This is a genomic window from Youngiibacter fragilis 232.1, assembly GCF_000495435.3.
GTDB lineage: Bacteria > Bacillota > Clostridia > Clostridiales > Clostridiaceae > Youngiibacter > Youngiibacter fragilis.
The window spans coordinates 116,051-136,322 of sequence record NZ_AXUN02000172.1 but is presented as its reverse complement, the minus strand read 5'-3'; the positions used below and the strand labels follow the sequence as shown (position 1 = coordinate 136,322).

General features: G+C 45.2%; 20 protein-coding genes and 3 tRNA genes. 1 reads left to right on the top strand and 22 read right to left on the bottom strand.

Features of this window, described 5'->3' with window-relative positions:
- Positions 1 to 75: 75 nt before the first annotated feature.
- The 10 genes from T472_RS09655 to T472_RS09610 form a co-directional block, all read right to left on the bottom strand.
- Complete coding sequence (locus T472_RS09655; RefSeq protein ID WP_023387678.1) at positions 76 to 594, bottom strand: NUDIX domain-containing protein; 519 nt, start codon at positions 592 to 594, stop codon at positions 76 to 78.
- Between the two features lie 151 nt (positions 595 to 745).
- On the bottom strand, positions 746 to 2,197 hold the full coding sequence (locus T472_RS09650) for a 4-hydroxyphenylacetate 3-hydroxylase family protein (RefSeq protein ID WP_023387679.1): 1,452 nt from the start codon (positions 2,195 to 2,197) through the stop codon (positions 746 to 748).
- A gap of 162 nt (positions 2,198 to 2,359) precedes the next feature.
- Entirely contained in the window at positions 2,360 to 3,277 is a 918-nt protein-coding gene (locus T472_RS09645; protein WP_023387680.1) for a beta-keto acid cleavage family enzyme, read from the bottom strand.
- Positions 3,278 to 3,308: 31 nt separating this feature from the next.
- Positions 3,309 to 4,085: an HpcH/HpaI aldolase family protein gene (locus tag T472_RS09640; protein WP_023387681.1), complete on the bottom strand. Its 777-nt coding sequence runs from the start codon at positions 4,083 to 4,085 to the stop codon at positions 3,309 to 3,311.
- Between the two features lie 18 nt (positions 4,086 to 4,103).
- On the bottom strand, positions 4,104 to 5,381 hold the full coding sequence (locus tag T472_RS09635) for a TRAP transporter large permease (protein WP_023387682.1): 1,278 nt from the start codon (positions 5,379 to 5,381) through the stop codon (positions 4,104 to 4,106).
- Complete coding sequence (locus T472_RS09630) at positions 5,378 to 5,869, bottom strand: TRAP transporter small permease (RefSeq protein ID WP_023387683.1); 492 nt, start codon at positions 5,867 to 5,869, stop codon at positions 5,378 to 5,380. The genes T472_RS09635 and T472_RS09630 overlap by 4 nt, the downstream gene beginning before the upstream one ends.
- An 81-nt stretch (positions 5,870 to 5,950) precedes the next feature.
- Complete coding sequence (gene dctP / locus T472_RS09625; protein ID WP_023387684.1) at positions 5,951 to 6,985, bottom strand: TRAP transporter substrate-binding protein DctP; 1,035 nt, start codon at positions 6,983 to 6,985, stop codon at positions 5,951 to 5,953.
- Between the two features lie 141 nt (positions 6,986 to 7,126).
- Positions 7,127 to 7,504 (bottom strand): cupin domain-containing protein, encoded by a 378-nt coding sequence (locus T472_RS09620; protein WP_023387685.1) that lies wholly within the window; start codon positions 7,502 to 7,504, stop codon positions 7,127 to 7,129.
- A 35-nt stretch (positions 7,505 to 7,539) separates the two neighbouring features.
- Positions 7,540 to 8,415 carry a DUF6282 family protein gene (locus T472_RS09615; protein WP_023387686.1) on the bottom strand — a complete coding sequence of 292 codons (876 nt, stop codon included), beginning with the start codon at positions 8,413 to 8,415 and terminating at the stop codon, positions 7,540 to 7,542.
- A complete protein-coding gene (locus T472_RS09610; protein WP_242864789.1) occupies positions 8,408 to 9,076 on the bottom strand; it encodes a flavodoxin family protein in 669 nt (222 codons plus the stop codon). The genes T472_RS09615 and T472_RS09610 overlap by 8 nt, the downstream gene beginning before the upstream one ends.
- A gap of 174 nt (positions 9,077 to 9,250) precedes the next feature.
- Between T472_RS09610 and T472_RS09605 the strand changes: the two genes are divergently transcribed.
- Positions 9,251 to 10,750, top strand: coding sequence for a sigma-54 interaction domain-containing protein (locus tag T472_RS09605; protein ID WP_052011794.1), 1,500 nt, complete (start codon positions 9,251 to 9,253; stop codon positions 10,748 to 10,750).
- Positions 10,751 to 10,968: 218 nt separating this feature from the next.
- On the opposite strand, the gene T472_RS09600 is transcribed toward T472_RS09605, so the two are convergent.
- The 12 genes from T472_RS09600 to pth form a co-directional block, all read right to left on the bottom strand.
- A tRNA-Met gene (locus T472_RS09600) sits at positions 10,969 to 11,044 on the bottom strand.
- A gap of 13 nt (positions 11,045 to 11,057) precedes the next feature.
- Positions 11,058 to 11,146: transfer RNA gene (locus tag T472_RS09595), tRNA-Leu, on the bottom strand.
- 7 nt (positions 11,147 to 11,153) lie between these two features.
- Positions 11,154 to 11,230: transfer RNA gene (locus T472_RS09590), tRNA-Met, on the bottom strand.
- A 167-nt stretch (positions 11,231 to 11,397) separates the two neighbouring features.
- Complete coding sequence (locus tag T472_RS09585) at positions 11,398 to 11,826, bottom strand: S1 domain-containing RNA-binding protein (protein WP_023387689.1); 429 nt, start codon at positions 11,824 to 11,826, stop codon at positions 11,398 to 11,400.
- Between the two features lie 52 nt (positions 11,827 to 11,878).
- Complete coding sequence (locus T472_RS09580) at positions 11,879 to 12,151, bottom strand: FtsB family cell division protein (RefSeq protein ID WP_023387690.1); 273 nt, start codon at positions 12,149 to 12,151, stop codon at positions 11,879 to 11,881.
- Between the two features lie 43 nt (positions 12,152 to 12,194).
- Complete coding sequence (locus T472_RS09575) at positions 12,195 to 12,458, bottom strand: RNA-binding S4 domain-containing protein (protein ID WP_023387691.1); 264 nt, start codon at positions 12,456 to 12,458, stop codon at positions 12,195 to 12,197.
- A 216-nt stretch (positions 12,459 to 12,674) separates the two neighbouring features.
- Positions 12,675 to 12,986 (bottom strand): non-specific DNA-binding protein Hbs, encoded by a 312-nt coding sequence (hbs, locus tag T472_RS09570; RefSeq protein WP_023387692.1) that lies wholly within the window; start codon positions 12,984 to 12,986, stop codon positions 12,675 to 12,677.
- 75 nt (positions 12,987 to 13,061) lie between these two features.
- Positions 13,062 to 14,507 (bottom strand): bifunctional methyltransferase/pyrophosphohydrolase YabN, encoded by a 1,446-nt coding sequence (yabN, locus tag T472_RS09565; protein ID WP_023387693.1) that lies wholly within the window; start codon positions 14,505 to 14,507, stop codon positions 13,062 to 13,064.
- 66 nt (positions 14,508 to 14,573) lie between these two features.
- Positions 14,574 to 14,942, bottom strand: coding sequence for a YbaN family protein (locus tag T472_RS09560; RefSeq protein WP_023387694.1), 369 nt, complete (start codon positions 14,940 to 14,942; stop codon positions 14,574 to 14,576).
- 94 nt (positions 14,943 to 15,036) lie between these two features.
- A complete protein-coding gene (locus T472_RS09555) occupies positions 15,037 to 16,050 on the bottom strand; it encodes a peptidyl-prolyl cis-trans isomerase (protein WP_023387695.1) in 1,014 nt (337 codons plus the stop codon).
- 107 nt (positions 16,051 to 16,157) lie between these two features.
- On the bottom strand, positions 16,158 to 19,682 hold the full coding sequence (gene mfd, locus T472_RS09550; protein ID WP_023387696.1) for a transcription-repair coupling factor: 3,525 nt from the start codon (positions 19,680 to 19,682) through the stop codon (positions 16,158 to 16,160).
- A complete protein-coding gene (pth, locus tag T472_RS09545; protein WP_023387697.1) occupies positions 19,679 to 20,257 on the bottom strand; it encodes an aminoacyl-tRNA hydrolase in 579 nt (192 codons plus the stop codon). The genes mfd and pth overlap by 4 nt, the downstream gene beginning before the upstream one ends.
- Positions 20,258 to 20,272 lie beyond the last annotated feature (15 nt).

The following is a 20,272-nucleotide window of genomic DNA, read 5'->3' as shown; positions in this document are numbered from 1 at the left end:
ACAGGTTTTGTGATTGACCCTTTATAAATAGAGAAAAGCGGCCAAAAGCCGCTCTTCTCTTCTCACAATATTCCTTCAGCTGATCTCAAACCGCTCTATCTTACCTTCACCGTCTATGGAAATGGACCCCACAAAGCTTGCCCTGTCACCAAGGACAAGTGGAGTTATCCTCAGGTAATACTCGCTGATTCCATCCTTGTGGAAACTTTCATCGATGCTGCACCACTCAAGGTCACCCTCGCTTCCGGACCTGAGTTCTCCTGTAAAGTCCTCTGTTTTGAAATAGAATGTTATGACTTCAAAATCCCTTCCAGCCATATGATTATGCACAACACCCCTGAACTCGAGGTTTCTGACATCCAGGTTAGTCTCCTCCGCTACCTCACGCCTGCACGCTGCGATCAGGTCCTCACCGACTTCCTTCTTTCCTCCAACGACAGTATATTCATTGTATGAAGGAGGATTACCCCGCCTTATGAGCAGGATCTTCCCATCCTTGACTATATAACAGAAGACAACAGCAACTACGCTGGCATACCGCTTCATCACTCTGTCCCATCTTTCTTCAGGTTCTTGGTTCTCAATTCTATCCATATATTCTCCTAAACAAAATAGCCCGATATTATTCATCTTGCAATAAATATAACACTTCATACAATCGTAATGCCATATAAACTGATATTGTCCTTTTAAAGCTAGTCACTAATATTGTATTTCAGATTATAGAATCATTTGTTCCAGCTAATCACTCAATGATTCCCGCGATCGCCTTAGCTAACTCCTTCTTAGCCGATACATTGCCCTGCCTCGCTATCATGATCCTCTGCGCTTGAGGTGAACCCGCTCCATGCATCGACTCGGTTCTGTATCCTACTGCGGCAGTACCTAGTGTCAGATTCTCTATCAGCCTCATTATTCTCAGCCTGTTCTCCGCCGAAACCCCATTGATCCCCTTCATATATTTTTCAATGTACGGTCCTACAATAGGGTCCCTTAAATCCTTCTCAGAAGGAGCTGTAACCATGCTTCCTCCGGCAATATCTTCAGCGAGCCTTGCAATCTCATATGGGAACCGCGTTACATTCTGTTTGCATACATTCGCCATTAAAAGGTCGACCATGTAATTCCCAGACTCTGTCATCTTCCCTTCAGAAGAGCAGGCCAGACCACAACAATACAATGTCTCATTCAGATGGATCATCTCTATCAGCTTGTCCTTGACATGGGATGCCTTCCCTGCTCCATTATAATCAGCCGCCAATGCAGATGCCCCGATCAGAACATCCCCGACTCCAACCTTGCAGCCACCATAGCTCTGCCGGTGGTATCCTGCGAATCTTTCCACAAGCATACCCGCAAATTCCGTCTCTCCGTTAAGGAATATCCGGTCATTTGGTACAAATACATCATCAAATATTGTCAGGCCCTCAACTCCACCATACTGACTGTTGCCTGTATCGATTGTCGGCCCCTCCAATTTCCTGGTATCGCAGGACTGTCTACCGATTATAATGACTATGCCCTTAGTATCTACAGGTACTGCGAATGCAACAGCATAGTCCTTATCATCCGGACCCATTGATACTGTGGGCATTACAAGCACTTCATGTGAATTGCATATTCCAGTCTGATGAGCTTTGGCACCCCTGACCACTATTCCATCAGGTCTTCGCTCCACGATGTGGAGATACTGGTCCGGATCTGCCTGTCTGCTTGGAGGTAGAGACCGGTCACCCTTTGTATCTGTCATCGCTCCATCTATTGTAAGATCCTTTTCCTGAACATATTTGAGATATTTCAGGAAGTTTTCGTGATATATGGTTCCATATTCCTTATCTATCTCATACGTAGTGCTGAAGACCGCATTGATTGCATCCATCCCAACGCACCTTTGGAAGCATGATGCTGTCTTCTGACCCAGTAACCTCTGCATTTTCACCTTGCTTATCAGATCATTGGCGCTCCTATGGATATTAGTAAATCGGTTAATATCTTTGTCGACGAAATGAGACCTTGATGTCATCAGATCATGGTACTCATCATTTTGGGCCAGTTCATATGTCACCTTCACAGAATTCAGCGAAGGTCTGAGCATAGGATGGTCCACAGGATTTTCAATTTTTTCTCCAAACATGTATATCTCCATGTTCAGCTTTCTCAAACTTTCCACATACTGTTCACCAGTCATCAACGCCATTTCAATGCCTCCTCAAAATCTTGGTTAATCAGTTCAATAACATTTCAGTCTACCAATATGACAGCAATACATCTTACTTCATCTAATCATATTCTAACAGAATAGAGAGTGCCTGTTTCACGAACATTCACTCTCAGGGTAGTCATAATTTGATTAAATTCTTCAGAATGCCACTTCGGATTTTCCCTTAAGTCCCAGAATGGAACGCGCCTCATCAGGAGAAGCTATTTCCTTGAATAGAGCCTCTGCTATACCACGTATCTTTGTCACCTGCTCAGCAGAGCTTTTTGCCAGCACCTTTGGAGCCAGGTATAGATTATCCTCCAGCCCGACTCGCACGTTACCTCCAAGAGTAAGCGCTGCAGTAGTCATTGTGAATTGGTTCCTGCCTGCTGCTGCAACGGACCAATTGAAGTCACCCAGCTGATCTTTGGCGGTTTTGAGCATGTATACAAGATTATCCACACTGGCTGGAATCCCGCCCAATATTCCCATGACAAATTGTATGTATATCGGCCTCTTCAGGATGCCTTCTTTCAGGAAATAGGCAAGATTATTTATCATACCGACATCATACACTTCAAATTCAGGTATTGCTCCGACTTTATACATTTCATTTATGTATCTTTCGAGGCTAAGGAATGTATTCGAGAATACCAGGTCCTTCGTGCCATTTAGATAAGGCACTTCCCAGTCATAAACAGGCTTAAGCTTTCTTGCTGCCGGTTCGATGACAAAATTAATGGATCCTGCATTGCATGATGCGAGTTCAGGCTTAAGGGCAGGTATCGCAGCAATCCTGTCATCAAGCGGCATACCGATGCTGCCACCTGTAGTTATGCAGATTATGACATCGCTTCTCTTTTTTATTTCCGATACAATCCCCTTCATGAGGCCGACATCAGCTGAAGGTCTTCCATCCTTTGGGTCCCTGGCATGAATATGAACTACTGCCGCACCGGCCTCACAGGCCCTGACGGCATCTTCTACGATTTCTTCCGGCGTTATCGGCAGATGTGGGGACATCCCCGGAGTATGTATGGCACCTGTTATTGCTGCGGTGATGATGGTCTTGGACAATAAATTTCTCCTCCAATCTAATAACCAATTCTTACAGGGCTTCCCTGGCTGACTTTACAAGTCCGGACAGGGCTGTTGATAATGCGGTCATATCAGATCCGTATGCAATATAAGTTGCTCCCAAACCTACATACTTCTTGACATCTGCCGGTGTTCCGCAATATATTCCAACTGCCTTACCTTTCTCCAATACATTAACAAATATCTTTTCAATCAATGCGACAACTTCAGGATCATTCATCTGTCCAGGCTTTCCCATTGCCTGGCTTAGGTCCCCCGGTCCCACAAAAACAACATCCAGCTGTGGAATTTTAAGCAGACCATCAATATTCTCTGCCATTTCAAGATTTTCAACATGGGCTATCACAAGAGAGTGCTTATTCGAATAATCGGTATACTTTTCATTTTTATTCCAGGCACTGTACATTGCAGCCCTATGTGATGTTGTGAATCCTCGATTGCCTTCAGGGTAATATTTCGCTGATTTGCATACCTTTTCCGCAGTATCTACATCTGATATGCTGGGAATTTGTACCCCATCAGCACCTGAATCAAGTGCATGCAGGACATCCTCAGCAATTGCTTCCCTTACTCTTATCACACTGCTTAGCCCAACACACTCTGCAGCTCTGATAAGACCCTCTATGTCATAGCTTGAATAATTGGAATGTTCCGTATCAACGATCATAAAGTCAAATCCAGCGATCCCTATCATCTCTACAATCGCCTGACTGTTGAATTTATAGAATGTACCGATGACAACTTCCTTATTCAATATTCTTTCTCTTAATGAGAATTTCTTATTCATTTCGTACCTCCAATTTAATTATGCAATCCCCAACAATCTTGGTATGAACATAACAAGGTCAGGCAGGAATGCCAGGGCAAATGTAACAATAAGGGCCATTATACAAAATGGTACTACAGCTTTCGCTAACTTGTTCAATGATATCTTCGATATATTTGAAGTTACAAATAACGTCATACCAACAGGGGGTGTTATCAAAGCTATTGTCATCATGATGCAGAATATTATTCCGAAGTGTATCGGATCCATCCCAATCTGTATGGCTATAGGTAGCATAACAGGTGTAAATATAAGCATTGCAGCCGTTGCTTCCATTACTGCTCCTACTAAAATGAGTATAAAAAGCATCATTAGGATAATGATTGACTTACTTGACGTAAATCCAAGGATTGCAGCTGAAATCGCCTGAGGTATCTTAGCAATCGCCATTGACCAACCTATGATGTTACCAAATCCGATGATAAGGAAAATTCCGGCAGTGGCGACAGCGGATCTAGAAAAGATACCTGGAAACATCGACATCTTGAATTTCCCGTAGAAGAGACCTGCCAGGAATGCTGCCAGAACTGCAACTGCGCCTGATTCAGTAGGAGTGAATGCGCCTGTCATTATACCTCCTACAATTATAACTGGCACTATTAAAGCAGGAAGTGCTGATAAGAAGGATTTGACCAATCGCTTCAGATTAAATGATTCGCTTGGTGGCAAATCAAATTTTCTTACACTGATAAAGATTATAATAGCAAATCCCGCTCCCAGAAGTATTCCAGGTACTATTCCACCCATGAACAAGCCATTCACGGATACATTGCTCAAAACACTGAAATAAACAAAGGTTACACTTGGCGGAATGATAGGGCCTAATATTCCTGATGATGCAATCAGTGCGCCACTGAATTCCTCAGGATACTTGTCCTTAGTCATTTCAGGGATGATTACTGCACAGAGTATTGATGCTACTGCATTGGCAGAGCCAAGAATTGCTGAAAGTATCATTGCTATTATAACAACAGCATATGCCAGTCCACCTTTAAAATGACCTATAAGGTTCCTGGTAAATTCGAGAAGTTTACCAGTAACACCACTGGCATTCATCACTTCACCGGCAACAATGAAGAACGGAATGCAGGTCAATCCAACAACATCCATACCTCCAAATATTCTTGGTGTGATTGCATTGAAAAACGATGCATTGCCAATTTCAAAAATATGGAGAACACCTGCAACTCCAAGCACCACTGCAATTGGAACCCCTGCAAGCAGAGTCAGGACAAATGCAATTATCGCAAGAGTCATTTCGTTGCACCTCCAAAATACTTATCATATATTTCCTTGTAATGATAAAGCCCGAATATGAACATCAAGCCCATGCCTATGGGGATTGCCATATATGGTATTACCATTGATATTTGCAGTCCTATGCTTTTCTGGTTCATAATTGAACGTGATGTTATCGAACCTATAGAATTCATAAATATGTATCCTATGAAAGCAAGAGTTACTGTGTTCGAGAAGATCATTAGTAATCCCTTTTTCTTGCCTTTGACCAAATCAACTATCATGTCAAAGTATACAAGCCCATGTTCCTTATAGCTAACTGCTCCACCTAGTAGTGATATCCAAATAATCAGGTACCTTATTGACTCTTCTGACCATGGGAATGACTTACCAATAAAGTAACGCCTGAATACCTCTGTCAATGCGACTATAAGCATAATACCCAGAAGTAAACCAAGGAAAGCCTTGATTATTGCTGCAACATAATCCAATATTTTCTTAATCACGTTATTCTACCCTCCTTGGGTGGGATAAGCCGGCTGGCCATATTGGCCAGCCAACTCTTCTATTGCGGTTTGTCAAGGATATTATTTGTAGTTAACCATTGCTTCGATGAAAGCCTTGATTTTAGGGTCCTTCGCCTTGTATGTTTCGTAAATCGGTGCGATTTTTCCCCTGAATGCCTCCTTGTCTTCAATTACGTTAAAGACAACTCCTGCCTTAATGCAAGCATCCTTTGCAGTAACCTCAAACTCTGGAAGATGTTTTTCAAATAGATTCTCGGTTCCCTGCTTGAATCCATCTGATATAATCTTCTGGTCTTCTGCAGACAAAGAGTTCCAAAAATCAAGATTGAATACTACCAGGGCTGGGAATGGGTACATTCCAATCTCCGAGACATACTTAATTGTCTCATAGTGCTTCATAGCATAAAGTGATGTGATGTTAATTTCTTCTCCATCAATTACCTTGTTCTGAAGTGCAGTATAAACCTCGCCGTAATTCAGCGGCGTTGGGTTAGCACCCAGCATGCTTACCGCCTCCTTAAGCATTGTACTGGGTACGACTCTAAGTATCAGGCCATTAAGGTCATCCGGGGTAACGATCGGTCTCTTATTGTTAGCAAAGTGCCTGATTCCATTTTCCATGAATCCCACTATCTTAAGCCCTAGATCCTCCGCAGACGCAAGTAACGCTTGTCCTTCAGGGCTTTCGAATGCAGCCTGTTCCTTCTCATAGTCAGTAAGAAGGAATGGAAGCTGAAAAGCCTCCAGCTTGTCGGTGAATTTACTGAACGTGCTTGTTCCCAGCGTTGCCATCTGCATTGTGCCATCCATGAGCTGCTGTATCATCTCGGTCTCGTTGCCAAGTACCGCATCAGGAACGTAGTCAATCTCTATCCTTCCATTTGTCTTTTCCTTTATGTACGCGATTCCATCCTGGTATCCCTTGGCAGGCGCCATTTTGCTTGACCCATAATCAGCAAATGTTATCTTTATCTGTTCCTTTGTACCATTGCTCGGTGCAGTTGTTTCATTTGCCGGAGCTTTTGATCCGCATCCAGAAAGCATAATGGCTGTGCTTAGTGTTAAAATGCAAATTCCTAATATATGCTTCTTCATTATTTTTCCCTCACTTTTCTTATTAAAGCAGAATCACCGATAATCCAGTAACGTTTACTTCTATCTAACAACGTGCTATCATGGTTTCAGAATACTTACTTGAGGATTGCACGCTTCGTATCGTGTTTCCTCTTTTTTTTATTACTTAACATCCTTGATGAACTGTGAGTATGATTCAGTATATTCAGGCCTGTCCGGAGTGAATATATCCATCTGAAGACAAGGCACCGGACTGTCATATACGTGTATGTAGTGTTCAACGTTTGATGGAACCGTCACCCATGACCCCGGCTTCAGCCTGTAGGGTACTCCATCAACGTAGTAATCGCATTCACCTTCAAGGACAAGAGCTATCTGTTCATTGGGATGAGTATGGGGTTTCACTTCGTTTCCATTCTCTACCCTTCCTATAGTGCAGCAGACGCTGTCTGCTTCCATTGCAAATACGACTCTTGAGATACCTTCCCTAACTGGCTGCCATGGTGATTCATTCCAATTTCCTGAAGCGATTGTTGTCATTTTTTTCCTCCTAATATGCTTTTATTTCAGCTTGGTCATATTCCAAGCAGTATAGCCGGATTTATTTTTGCCATTTTGTTTATTTCTTCAACTGATACTCCAAACTGATCAATCAGTAGATTCATGAAGTTATACATTCCTTCTACAGGCGAACCATTATTTGCCTGACCAAGATCAGAGTCCAATATTATCCTATCCACTCCAACAGCGTCAATCATCTGTTTTGCGACAATATCATCGACATCTCCAAGCTTTGATCCGCTCTTGAATACGCATACGTTAAGCTCGATATACGCTCCCAGTTTGGCCCATTTGGCCATTTGCTCATATGTGGCTCCAACATTGTAGTGCGGATGGTTAACCAGGATCCTCTTTACACCCAGCTCAACAGCCTTTTCCACAAGATGGTCTACCTCCCATATGTTTCCATGTCCTGTTCCCAGCGCCATGTCATGACTGGCCATATACTCAAGCACCTCTATCGCTGCTGGATCAAGATTACCTTCTTCATCTACATAGGTCACAGGATTTTCTGCTATCTGAGATTTTCCTGCACCTACAAATGCACCAGTTGAATGGTCATCAATATGCTTTTTTGTTGAAACTGTAGGAAAATAAACCATTTTCGCATCCATCTGCCTTGCGGTATCCAACGCTTTCAGATTGAACAAGCCCATTGAATTATTCAGTGCCATGGATCCGAAGATTCTGCAGGTTCCATTGCCCAAATGCTTCTCTATCATTTTCGTTCCCATCATGCTTGGGAAATAATGATCCTTGACCAGGAAACCAGCATAACCTGCTGCTTCAGCTTCTTTCAGCATTTCAGCTGCATCTACCGCTCTGTTGGCAACAGACGGACCCGCATGAACGTGTATGTCTATTACCCCCTGTAATATTTCTCTACCCATAATTTTCCTCCCTGTCGAGCATTTTTATCAACTCAGCAATATTGCTGCCAAGAACATGTAAGCTTTCAATTCCCTCAATATCTTCCATGATATCCCCAGGATGCTTCCCAAAAGCGGAATTCCAATATGTAGAACCTACCGTTATCATCTGGGAGATTCCAAACATGAAGTTAATTGCGGAGTATGCGAAGGTTGCTCCAGTTTTTGTTGCCACGACTACCGCAGCCCCGATTTTACCCTTGAAAAGATTACCGTTGGCCTTTGAAACAAAATTGGTTCTGTCCATGAACGCCTTTACTTCTGCAGTCACATTAGATGTATACACAGGGCTCCCTATGATGAATCCATCACTTTCCTTCATCTTCGCAATCAGCTCATTCACTACATCAGAGTTTATGATGCACTTCTCATCCTTTGTTTCCCAACATTTCCTGCAGCCCATGCATGGAGTTATTTTCACACCGCCAAGCTGGATTAATTCCGTTTCCACTCCCTCGGTATTCAGCACTTCCAAGACTTCCTTAAGTGCCATGGAAGTGTTTCCGCTTCGATGCGGGCTGCCATTGAATGCCAGAATCCTAGACATTGTCTTCACCTCCTTCGCCTTTTGTCTATATATAAGCAACTGCCGTGCCAATCCCATGTCAATTCCAGTAAACATTTACACAAACACGCCTGTATCAACGCAATACATAATTATTAAATATTTGACAATATATTAAATTCCGGATAATACAGTAGCAATAATTTCACTTTTAAGTCATAATTAAATTATTTATTCGTAAACGATTTAACTCAAATCTGACTTAACACTTTGCTCATCCAGGAGGCCGACATGGAATATAATTTTGTAGCATCAGAAAATTACAAGTATCTCAATGCGTTTATAGTCTCAGACTTCATAGACCTGCCAATACATATAATCAATGAAGAGGGGTTCATTATTTTTGTCAACAAGGCATGGAGCAATGCATACAAGATACGCAGAGATCTTGCAGTCGGAAAGCATATCCAGGAGGTCATGCAGAATGAACTTCAGTATTTTCTTTCACTCGAAAACCCTTACCCTGCTGATGAGAGTGTTCGTATAAATGACCTCACATCAAGTCACCTTGATGACATCTCCAATGAATCTGCTGCTCTCAAGGCATTGCATCAACGAAAGAAGATTTCCATGGTCACATCTTCTTCTGAAGGGAACAAAATAATGGTGACAAGTACACCTGTATTCAGCGGGCTAAATGAGATAGTCTACGTATACACCTTCGTGCAGAACCTGACTGAAATATCCAAATTGAAGGAGCGGTTGGATTCGGAAATAGAGATGAATAATCTTCTGAAATCCAAGCTGACATCACTTATGGATAAAAAGGAAACCTCAAAGCTATTTGGGAAATCAAAAAAAATCAGGGATATAAAGGAACTTATTCCAGTGATTGCAAAAACAGATGCATCCATACTGATACTAGGTGAAAGTGGCGTTGGAAAGGAGGTTCTGGCAAAGGAGATATACCTCAACAGCAATCGGGCAGATAAACCATTTCTTACAATCAACTGTTCAGCAATACCTGAAAACCTTCTGGAGTCAGAGATGTTTGGTTATGAAAAAGGTGCCTTTACCGGAGCTGTCACTTCAAAACCGGGACTTTTTGAGGTTGCAAACGGTGGCACGATATTCCTCGATGAGATAGGCACAATGCCCCTTTCTTTGCAGCCAAAGCTCTTAAGGGTGCTCCAGGAGAATGAATTCATGAGGGTTGGTGGGACAAAAAAAATCTCATTGGACGTAAGGTTCATTTCAGCTACGAATGAAAAGCTCATGGAGATGATAAGCAGCGGGAAATTCAGACAGGACCTTTATTACAGGCTAAACGTCATTCCTGTAAAGATTCCCCCGCTAAAGGACCGCAAGGATGACATAAGGATTTTGAGCGAGAGATTCCTCGATGAGTTCAATAAGAAATACAACAAAAGGAAGATGTTCAATGAAAGCGCTTTGGCCGGATTGGAAAAATATGACTGGCCTGGCAATATAAGAGAACTAAGGAATGCGATCGAGAGGTTGGTAATAATTGGTGAGAAAGATGTCATCTGCGAAAATCAGTTATCTTTCCTGGCACAATCAAAAGACCAAATGCCTGACTCCCAGCTTAACTACAATATTGATTCTTCAATCTCTCTGAAGGATGCTGTCAAAAAATACGAGAAAGCTCTCATACAGGATGCTCTAAAAAAGCATAAGACCACTTACGGAGCCGCTAAAGCACTTAGGACCTCACAGTCAATGATTGCTAGGAAGTCAAAGTCATTCGGGATAAACAAAGACTGGGAGTAGTAAACTACAATGCATGACCTATCTTGAATCAATAAATCAAAAACACTGTAAGGCAACTCGCACAACTAATGTGTCTGTACCTCACAGTGTCTTTTTTTTAGTAATCCATGAAATATTCTTGATGGTGAAATAGATACCCATTTCCAAACTCCCGAAATTACATCTTTATTAGTTGAACAAAAAGAAAACAGCCCAACATCGTTAGACTGCTCTCCAAATGGTAGCGGGGGAAGGACTCGAACCTACGACCTTCGGGTTATGAGCCCGACGAGCTACCAACTGCTCCACCCCGCGATATTAACTTGATTGGTGCTGAAGACCGGGATTGAACCGGTACGGTGTTTAACCACCGCAGGATTTTAAGTCCTGTGCGTCTGCCAGTTTCGCCACTCCAGCACGCTATTGGTAGCGGAAATAGGACTTGAACCTACGACCCTTCGGGTATGAACCGAATGCTCTAGCCAGCTGAGCTATTCCGCCACATTCGTGCTGCCACCTTCTGGCGACAAAATTAATTATACCTAAGATACCCTATGCTGTCAACACATTATTAACATTATTTTCAAGAAGTAATTTCAACCATTTTCACACCGTTTACATCTTTTCTCTGGAAAGAATAAGACCCGGCATTATGCCGGGTATGATTGCTAGTTTCCTCTTCTGCTCTTTGTGCGGACTTCCTGATGCTTCTTGTAGTCCGACATCTTTTCTTCACTTTCCTTCATGAACTTCGACATTATGTCCTCGAAGCTTGAAGGTGCAGGGGCTTTCTTCCTGTCCTGTCTGTCAGAATGATGCCAATCGACTTCAGTCGGTCTGGTGCTCCTCTTTGCCGGAGCCGCTACTGTATTGGCCTGCTTTATGGACAAGCTAATCTTACCGTTGTTGTCTACGCTGAGTACCTTCACCTTCACCTTGTCGCCATCCTTCAGAAAGTCCTTGATATCCTTGACATAGCTGTCAGCCACTTCTGAAATGTGCACAAGTCCAGTCTTTCCCATCAAATCAATGAAGGCTCCGAAGCTTGTGATGTTAACAACAGTTCCCTCTACAATGTTTCCTACCTCTAAGGTCATGCTTTAAAGTATCCTCCTTAAAATTGTGTGTATGTTATTCATGATAACCTAATTAATTCGAAGAATCAATGACCGGAATTTCTCCTGGTTTCAGGAGACCGAGTCTTGTTCTTGCATTCTTGATGATGAACTCGTCAGTCTTTGTCATCTCAAGGTTGTTCGTGAGGATTCCATTTTCTTCTTTTGCTTTAGCCAGCTCCTGCTGCTGCAGGACAATGTTGGCTTTGATCCTTTGCATGGCCAGCTGCTGGTTGTATACAGTCGTGCCTATGACCACTATGAAGAGAACGATTAATGCCCTCTTGATCAGATTGCCAAACTTCATAACCACCTCCGCGGGACCATTCCCGGAAAAGAATGCAAAAGGCCTACTCCTCGGTATCCTCTTCGCCTTCCACTATCTCGTACATTGATGAAGCATCTTCCTTTCGGACATGTTCCACTACCTTCAGGATCCTTGCCAGGATCTTTTTGGATGCGAATGAGATCTCGATGATGTCGCCTTCCTTTACGTCTGTACCTGCCTTTGCCACCTTGTCATTGATTTTGACCCTTCCGCCATCACAGGCTTCCTTGGCCACAGTTCTTCTTTTGATGATCCTTGATACCTTCAAATACTTGTCCAGTCTCAATCCTATACCTCCGGGGCCATTTCCTTTGACGCTCTAAGCCAGCTGTCCAATGCCTCGTTTACTCCATTATAGATAGTTTACCGTACAATGTGAAGAAAAATTTGTTAAATGTTCTAACTTAGACCACGTTTTTTTATATTTCTATAAAATTCATGTTGAAAATCCATTTTGAAACATGAAAATGCACGCCCCAGAAGGCGTGCATCCTATGGAATGTTATTTCTCAGCTTTCTTTCTGCCCCTCTTCTTTGGCTGTACGTTGACCTTGGTCTTGAGGTCCTTGCCAGCCTTGAATGATGGTGCCTTTGATGCAGGAATCTTTATCTCTTCTTTGGTCCTTGGGTTTCTACCGACTCTTGCTTTTCTTTCCCTTACTTCAAAGGTTCCGAATCCAACGAGCTGTACCTTTTCACCCTTTTCAAGGCTTGCAGATACTGCTGTGATAAAAGCCTTGAGAGCAGCCTCCGAATCCTTCTTGGTGAGCTTGCTTTCCTCAGCGATTGCCGCGATTAATTCCGCCTTGTTCACAATTGATTCCTCCTTATTGATTAAAAATTGAAACTATTATTGTTATTCTACACAATTGGCTCAAACCCTTCTTTTCTAAAGGTTTTTTTCAAATATTTTTGCTTTTTCCCAATAACGGTCCAATTCTTCGAGGCCAAGACCCTTGAAAGTGACTCCATCAGCGGATATGAGCTCTTCCATTTTGGTAATCCTTGAAATGAATCGGTCGGTTGTATTGTTGAGGGATATCTCAGGATCCGCATCCAGAAACCTCGAAAGGTTGACCACTGCAAACAGCAGATCCCCAACCTCCTTCTTCGCATCATTTCCATTGCCTCCGTCGAGGGCTTCCCTCACCTCAAGGACTTCCTCGCTTATCTTGTCGAATACGGGCTCTATGTCCTCCCAGTCGAAGCCATATTTCCTTGCCTTCCTCTGGACCTTCTCAGCCCTCAGGAGTGACGGGTAATGCCTTGACACGCTGCCGACGGCATCTATGATGGATTCCTCGTTCTTTTCCTTTTTCTTCAGATCATCCCACTGCGCAAGGACCTCATCCGAAGTCATATCCCTGTCCTTCTCGAACACATGGGGATGCCTGTAGACCATCTTTTCAGACCCTTTCCGTATGACCTCATGTATGTTGAATTCACCTGACTGCCTTCCAATGACGCTGTGAAGCAGCACCTGCAGCAGCACATCACCGAGTTCCTCGGCCATGAGGTCAGGATCATCAAGGTCGATGGCCTCCAGAGCCTCATAAGACTCTTCGATAAGGTACCTCTTGAGGCTATCATGCGTCTGTTCCTTGTCCCACGGACACCCATCTTCCCCCCTGAGCCTCTCGACTATCCTCAGGTAGCTGTAGAAGTCATATGCCGAATTGTCCTTCGGGACATATACTGAGGTAAGGTGGTCTATGTCCTTCTGCCTGTCAAGCTCATAAAGCCTGATTTTCCTTATGGATTCATCAGCAGTCCCTGCAGCCCTTATGAACACTATCTCTGCCTCATCATCCATATACTGTGAAAGTGCAAGCTTCACCCTGCCAGCTACATACTGGGAGTAGACCTGTGTGATCACGGTTCCCTTCGAGAAGTCAGGATGCTCGTTCTCGATGTCAAGGGCGTCGATTATCCTGAGGCCTGTTATGGGATCTATGCCAAGGGCTTCAGTAACCGCATCCACGAAGCTTACCGCAGGATGGATCCTGTAGGCTATGCCATTCTCCTTCGCAGCTTCGATGATGAGCTGGACAGAAGCTTCCGCAACCAAAGGATGACCAGGCACAGCGTATACGACATCCCCCTTGACAGCCTCGCTCACAATGAACTCCGCTATCGACGAGTAAACCTCCTCGAAGCTGCCTGAGCTCTCGTAGAACCTGTCAAGGCTCTCAAAGGCTATCCCCTGACTCTCAAGGTAGCTTACAGTCGGATGCTCCCTGGTCCTCAGGAACAGCGGTCCTTCCTTAAGCAGCCTGAGTGTCCCGATCGTCATTGACTCGTAATTTCCTGGTCCAAGACCTGCCAAATGTATCAAAATAAGCACCTCTCTAATTCTTCTTGATTACAATATACCTCAACCAATCCCTTACATCCACAGTTCTTACGAAGATGGCCTTGATCCGACGTATGCCGCTACAGATATTGCAACTGCCAGCAGGATGATCCTTATAAGTGTGCTGTCCGTGAAGAACAGCATGGTCGAGCCAATGCCAAGACTCATCAGAAGGATTGCGATCACCTTGGTCTTCACCGGTATCGTGCCATTTTCATTGTAATCCCTTATGACAGGTCCGAACCTCTTGTGGCTTAGGAGCCTGGCATACGCCTTATCAGAACTCCTCATCCAGCAGGCCGCTGAAAGGAGGAGGAAAGGTGTGGTAGGAATGAGTGGGAGAAAAACCCCTGCGAGTCCCAGCCCAAAAGAGACTGCCCCTATTCCAACAAGCATGTATCTTACAAATATATTCAAGCTTAATACCTCCACTGAAATTGATTCTCAATAAGATATTTTACCACAAAAAAGCAGGCCGTACCATAAGGTTTCGGCCTGCATAATAACCTTGTTATATTATCTTGTCCTCGTACGTGGTGACCTTTAGCTCTGTCTTCCATGTGGCCATCTGTTCTTCATACCTTGTCTGCTTCTTCCCTGCAAGCAGCTCATCAGTGACGTCATCCTTGACCTCGTCAAATGCAGGAGTTATATCCTCTGCCTGGACATCCTTGACGGTTATGATATGGTAGCCTGCAGTTGACTGTACTACACCTGAGATCTCGCCTTCCTTGAGAGGCTTGACCTTGTCCATGAAGTCCGCGAGAAGCTCGTCAGTGTCATATTCAAAGAAACCCAGTTCACCGCCATCCTCTGCTGTTGAATCCTGGCCGTACTCAAGGGCTATGTCAGCGAATTTGGCACCTGCGTCAAGCTTTGCCTTAGCTTCATCGGCCTTGGCCTTTGCTGCGGCATCAGTACCGAAGTATATGTGGTATATTACTGCTCCGGCCTTCTCCACGTATGCTGCCTTGTTCTCCTCGTAATAGGCCTTGGCCTCTTCCTCGGTAGCTGTAACGTCCTTTACTATCTCGTCGTATACAAGACCTCTCAAAACCTCTTCAGTGACGAATGTCTTGTAGGACTCTTCAGTGTATCCCATCGACTTGAGGCTCTCAACGTACTTGGCGTCGTCCCCGTATATCGTCCTTATGTACTCAATCCTCTCATCAGCCGACTTGGTTACAGCCTCTGATGTAAGGGACAGTCCGTAGTCCGCAGCCTTAAGGTTCAATATCTCCATCTCTACAAGTGAAGCCAGAAGGTCCTTCTTGAGACCTGCTACAACCTGCTTGCCCTCGTCGGATGCTACAGCTTCCTCTCCATACTGGCTTATGAGCGTGTCGATGTAAGACTGGGCCTCAGTATCAAGGTCCTTCTGTGTGATGTTTACGCTTCCTACCTTTGCAAGGATCGTCGCATCAATGGACTCCTGTGTCCTTTCCACCATTCCGCATGCCGAAAGGCTAACGGTGGCGATTGCGGCAACAGCAGCTGCCATTATTGCTTTCTTTACTCTCTTCACTTGTTCTACCTCACTCCTGATTTAAAATCACAGTTTCATTCGATTGTTGCAGTCAGGGACTTGCTGTCCCGCTTCAACAAGTGTAGTATCGCATGCTAAAAATTAGCTTAAGTGCGGTTTGAAGCGAGAAGGTCTGTCATGAATGTTGTAAGTCCTGCAATCATCTGGTCCTTGTGCTTTTCAGTTATTTTGTAGGCTATAGCCGGTGCATCCCTCCTGAATTCTATCCTCCTGCCATAGGCCTTTAGAAGCCTGTCGATAACGGCTTTCGTCATCTTGTCAGGAGAAGCGAATGTGATCAGGGCATAGGCACCGTAATCCTTGACCTCAAGTACTCCGATCTTCTTGGCGAATGACTTGAGCAGCGCTATGTCCATGAGATTGTACAGGGAATCAGGAATATCGGAGAACCTGTCGATAAGCTCCTCCTTGACCTCGTCATACTCTTCCCTGCTTTCGATTGAGGCGATCTTCTTGTACACCTCTATCTTGTGCATCTCATCCTCGATGTACTCAGTAGGTATGTATGCATCTATCTTGATATCGATGACCGTGTTGATCTCCGGTTCATCCAATTCACCCTTCAGCATCCTCACAGCCTCATCCAGCATCTTGACATAAAGGTCGTAGCCTACCACGGACATCTGGCCGTGCTGGGCCTTGCCCATGAGGTTGCCCGCACCCCTTATCTCAAGGTCGCGCATGGCGATCTTGAAGCCGCTTCCAAGTTCGGTGAAATCCTTAAGCGCCCTCAGCCTCTTTTCTGCAACCTCAGTCAGTACCTTGTCCTTCTTGTAGGTAAGGTATGCATATGCGATCCTGTTTGTCCTTCCTACCCTTCCCCTCAGCTGGTACAGCTGTGAAAGTCCCAGCTTGTCAGCATTGTTCACGATTATCGTGTTGACGTTCTGTATGTCCATTCCTGTTTCTATTATTGTCGTGCATAGAAGCACATCAGTGAAGCCATCCATGAAGTTCATCATGGCGTTCTCAAGTTCCCTTTCAGACATCTGCCCATGTCCTATGTCAATCGTCACCTCAGGGATGAGCTTCTGCAGGTACGCATGAAGTACATTGATGTCCTCCACCCTGTTATGCACAAAGTAGACCTGACCTCCCCTGGATTTCTCCCTCAGTATCGCATCCCTTACCAGCTGCTCGTTGAATTCCACGACATAGGTCTGGATAGGATACCTTTCCTCCGGCGGAGTCTCTATTACCGAGATGTCCCTGATTCCTGTCATAGACATATGGAGCGTCCTCGGGATAGGCGTCGCAGACAGAGTAAGCACATCAACGCTCCTCTTCATCTGCTTCAGCTTCTCCTTGTGGGTGACCCCGAATCTCTGCTCCTCATCAACCACAAGCAGTCCCAGGTCCTTGAACCTTATATCCTTGGAGATCAGCCTGTGTGTTCCTATCAGTATGTCCACGTTCCCTTCCTTGAGGCTTTTCAATGTGTCCGATTGCTGCTTCTGGGACCTGAACCTGGATATCATGTCGACCTTAACAGGGAATCCCTGGAATCTTCTCCTGAAATTCCCATAATGCTGCTCGGCAAGTATGGTGGTAGGAACAAGGAATGCCACCTGCTTGCCATCCATGACTGCCTTGAAGGCAGCCCTCATGGCAACCTCGGTCTTACCGTAGCCCACATCACCGCACAGCAGCCTGTCCATGGGCTTGTCCTTCTCCATGTCAGCCTTTATCTCTTCAACGGATGTAAGCTGGTCGTCGGTTTCTGTATATGGGAACTCTTCCTCGAACTGCCTCTGCCATTCGGTATCCTTGCTGAACGCGAATCCCTTTACCTTCTCCCTCTCGGCATAGAGCTTTATCAGGTCCTCTGCGATCTCATCAACGGACGTCTTGACCTTCGCCTTTGCCTTGGCCCATTCGGTGCCGCCGAGCTTGCTTATCTTAGGTTCCTTGCCCTCTGTGCCCACATACTTCTGTATCATGTCGAGCTGCTCAACAGGTATGAACAGCTTGTCATTCTTGTCGTAGGATATGTCAAGGTAGTCCCTTATGAGTCCACCGCTCTCGAGCTGCCTGATCCCATGGAATACACCTATTCCATGGTTGACATGCACCACATAATCTCCGGATTTCAGCTCGGTAAAGGACTGGATCTTGGCAAGGCCCTTCCCCTTTTTCGGCTTCTTTGATGATTTCCTCTTTGCCTCTCCAAATACTTCCTTGTCCGAAATGAGTGACAGCCTTATGTCCGGAAATTCGAAGCCCCTTAGCTGGTTGCCGAAGGTTACAGTGACTGTCGACGGCACAAGCTTTGAAACCTGGTCCTTGTAGGATGATTCAAGGCCCCTGTCCCTTAATGTGTCGACAAGCCTCTCACCCCTTGACCTCGAGCCCGCGAGGATCACCGTGGCATAGCCCCTCTTCTTCCTCTCCCTTATGTCCTCGATCAGCATGTCAAGCTGACCCTGGTAGTTGTATATGGTCACCTCATTGAAGGAGACGAGGCTCCTTGGGGGAAGGAACTTCTCTGTCTTCTGGAACTGGTTCAGTGTCACAACCGGCCTTTCCTTCAGCTCGGATATCAGCATTTCCTTTTCCATGAGAAGCTTTCCCTGCGATGGAAGTATCTCTCCCCTTTCCAGGAACGCCTCATAGTTCTCCCTGAACTCAAGGTATGTCGAATCCAGCTTTCCGAGTGAGTTCGATGTATCATCCACAACTATTGTGTCGCTTCCCATGAAGTCAAAGAGTGTTGACGGCTCATCGTAGAAGAATGGCAGGTAGGAGTCTATGGTCTCGAAGTACATGCCTTCCTTAAGGTGTTCAAGGTTCGCACCCACATTCATCTTCAGCTTTTCAAGGCTTTCCTTCTGGTACTCCTTCCTTTTGCTCTTCGTCTCGATGATTCCCTTAAGCTCTGCTTCGATCCGCCTTGCACCATTTTCCATGGTCTCCTGGCCGATTATCATTTCCTTTGCAGGGAATACCTCGATTGATTCCACATGCTCAATGCTTCTCTGTGTCTCAGGGTTGAACGTCCTTATGGAATCTATCTCATCCCCGAACAGCTCTATCCTGTATGGCATGGACCCCATGGGAACGAATATGTCGAGTATCCCGCCCCTCTGGGCGAATTCTCCCCTGCCTTCAACCATCTCGACCCTCTGGTACCCTGATTCGGTAAGCCTTCTGCCTATGGCCTTCAGGTCAGCTGTCTCGCCTTGCCTCAGTTTGAAGGTATACGTCCTGAAGAAGCCGGCAGGTGTATAGAACTGGCTTAGGGCATCAATTGTTGTGACAACTATCTTCCTTCCGCCTTCAAGGAGCCTCTTCATTACCTTGAGCCTCTCCCACCTTAGGTCTCCGGATATGGCGTCTATGTTGTAGAAAACCGCTTCCTTCGATGGAAAGTAGTACACGTCGTTCTCATAGAGAAGCAGGTCCTCGTAAAGGTTCTTTGCATCCATGTCCTTAGAGGCAAACACGAAAAGGCCGTGTTCTGATTTTCTGAACACAGCTGACAGGAGGAAGGCCTTTGCGGATTCCGACACCCCGAATACTCCCACGGGGTGTCTTCCGGCCTCCATATTGCCGATAAGCTCCCTGAAGCCCTTGTCGGATTCTATGGCATCCAATATTCCATTAAGTCTCATGTTGACACCTGTTCGGCCCTGAAGCCGTTATATTCCGAAATCGCAGAGTCCACTCCGTTCCTGACCATTGCAATGACAGCATCCTTTGCTGCTGAAAGTGTCCTGTCCACAATATCCCTCTCTTCCTGCTGGAATTTCCCGAGCACATGCCTTACTAGGTCCCTTTGCGGACCGCCAATGCCTATCTTCACCCGCGGAAACACGTCTGTCCCGAGGTGCGCAGTAACGGATTTGATTCCGTTGTGGCCTCCCGGGCTTCCCTTCTTCCTTATTCTCAGCCTTCCAACCTCTAGGCTTATGTCATCATATATGAGTATTATGTTTTCAGGAGGTATCTTGTAGAAGGCTGCAGCCTCGCCCACGCTTTCACCCGAAAGGTTCATGTAGGTTGAAGGCTTCAGCAGAAGGACCTTCTCCGTGCCTATCCTCCCTTCACCGAAATAGCCCCGAAACCTTGTCCTGTCAAGGCTTGCCCCGATGTCGGACGCAAGCATGTCAAGACAGTCGAAGCCCACATTGTGCCTTGTGTGCATGTAGTCAGGCCCTGGATTCCCAAGGCCTACGATAAGGTACAAATTCACCACCACCCA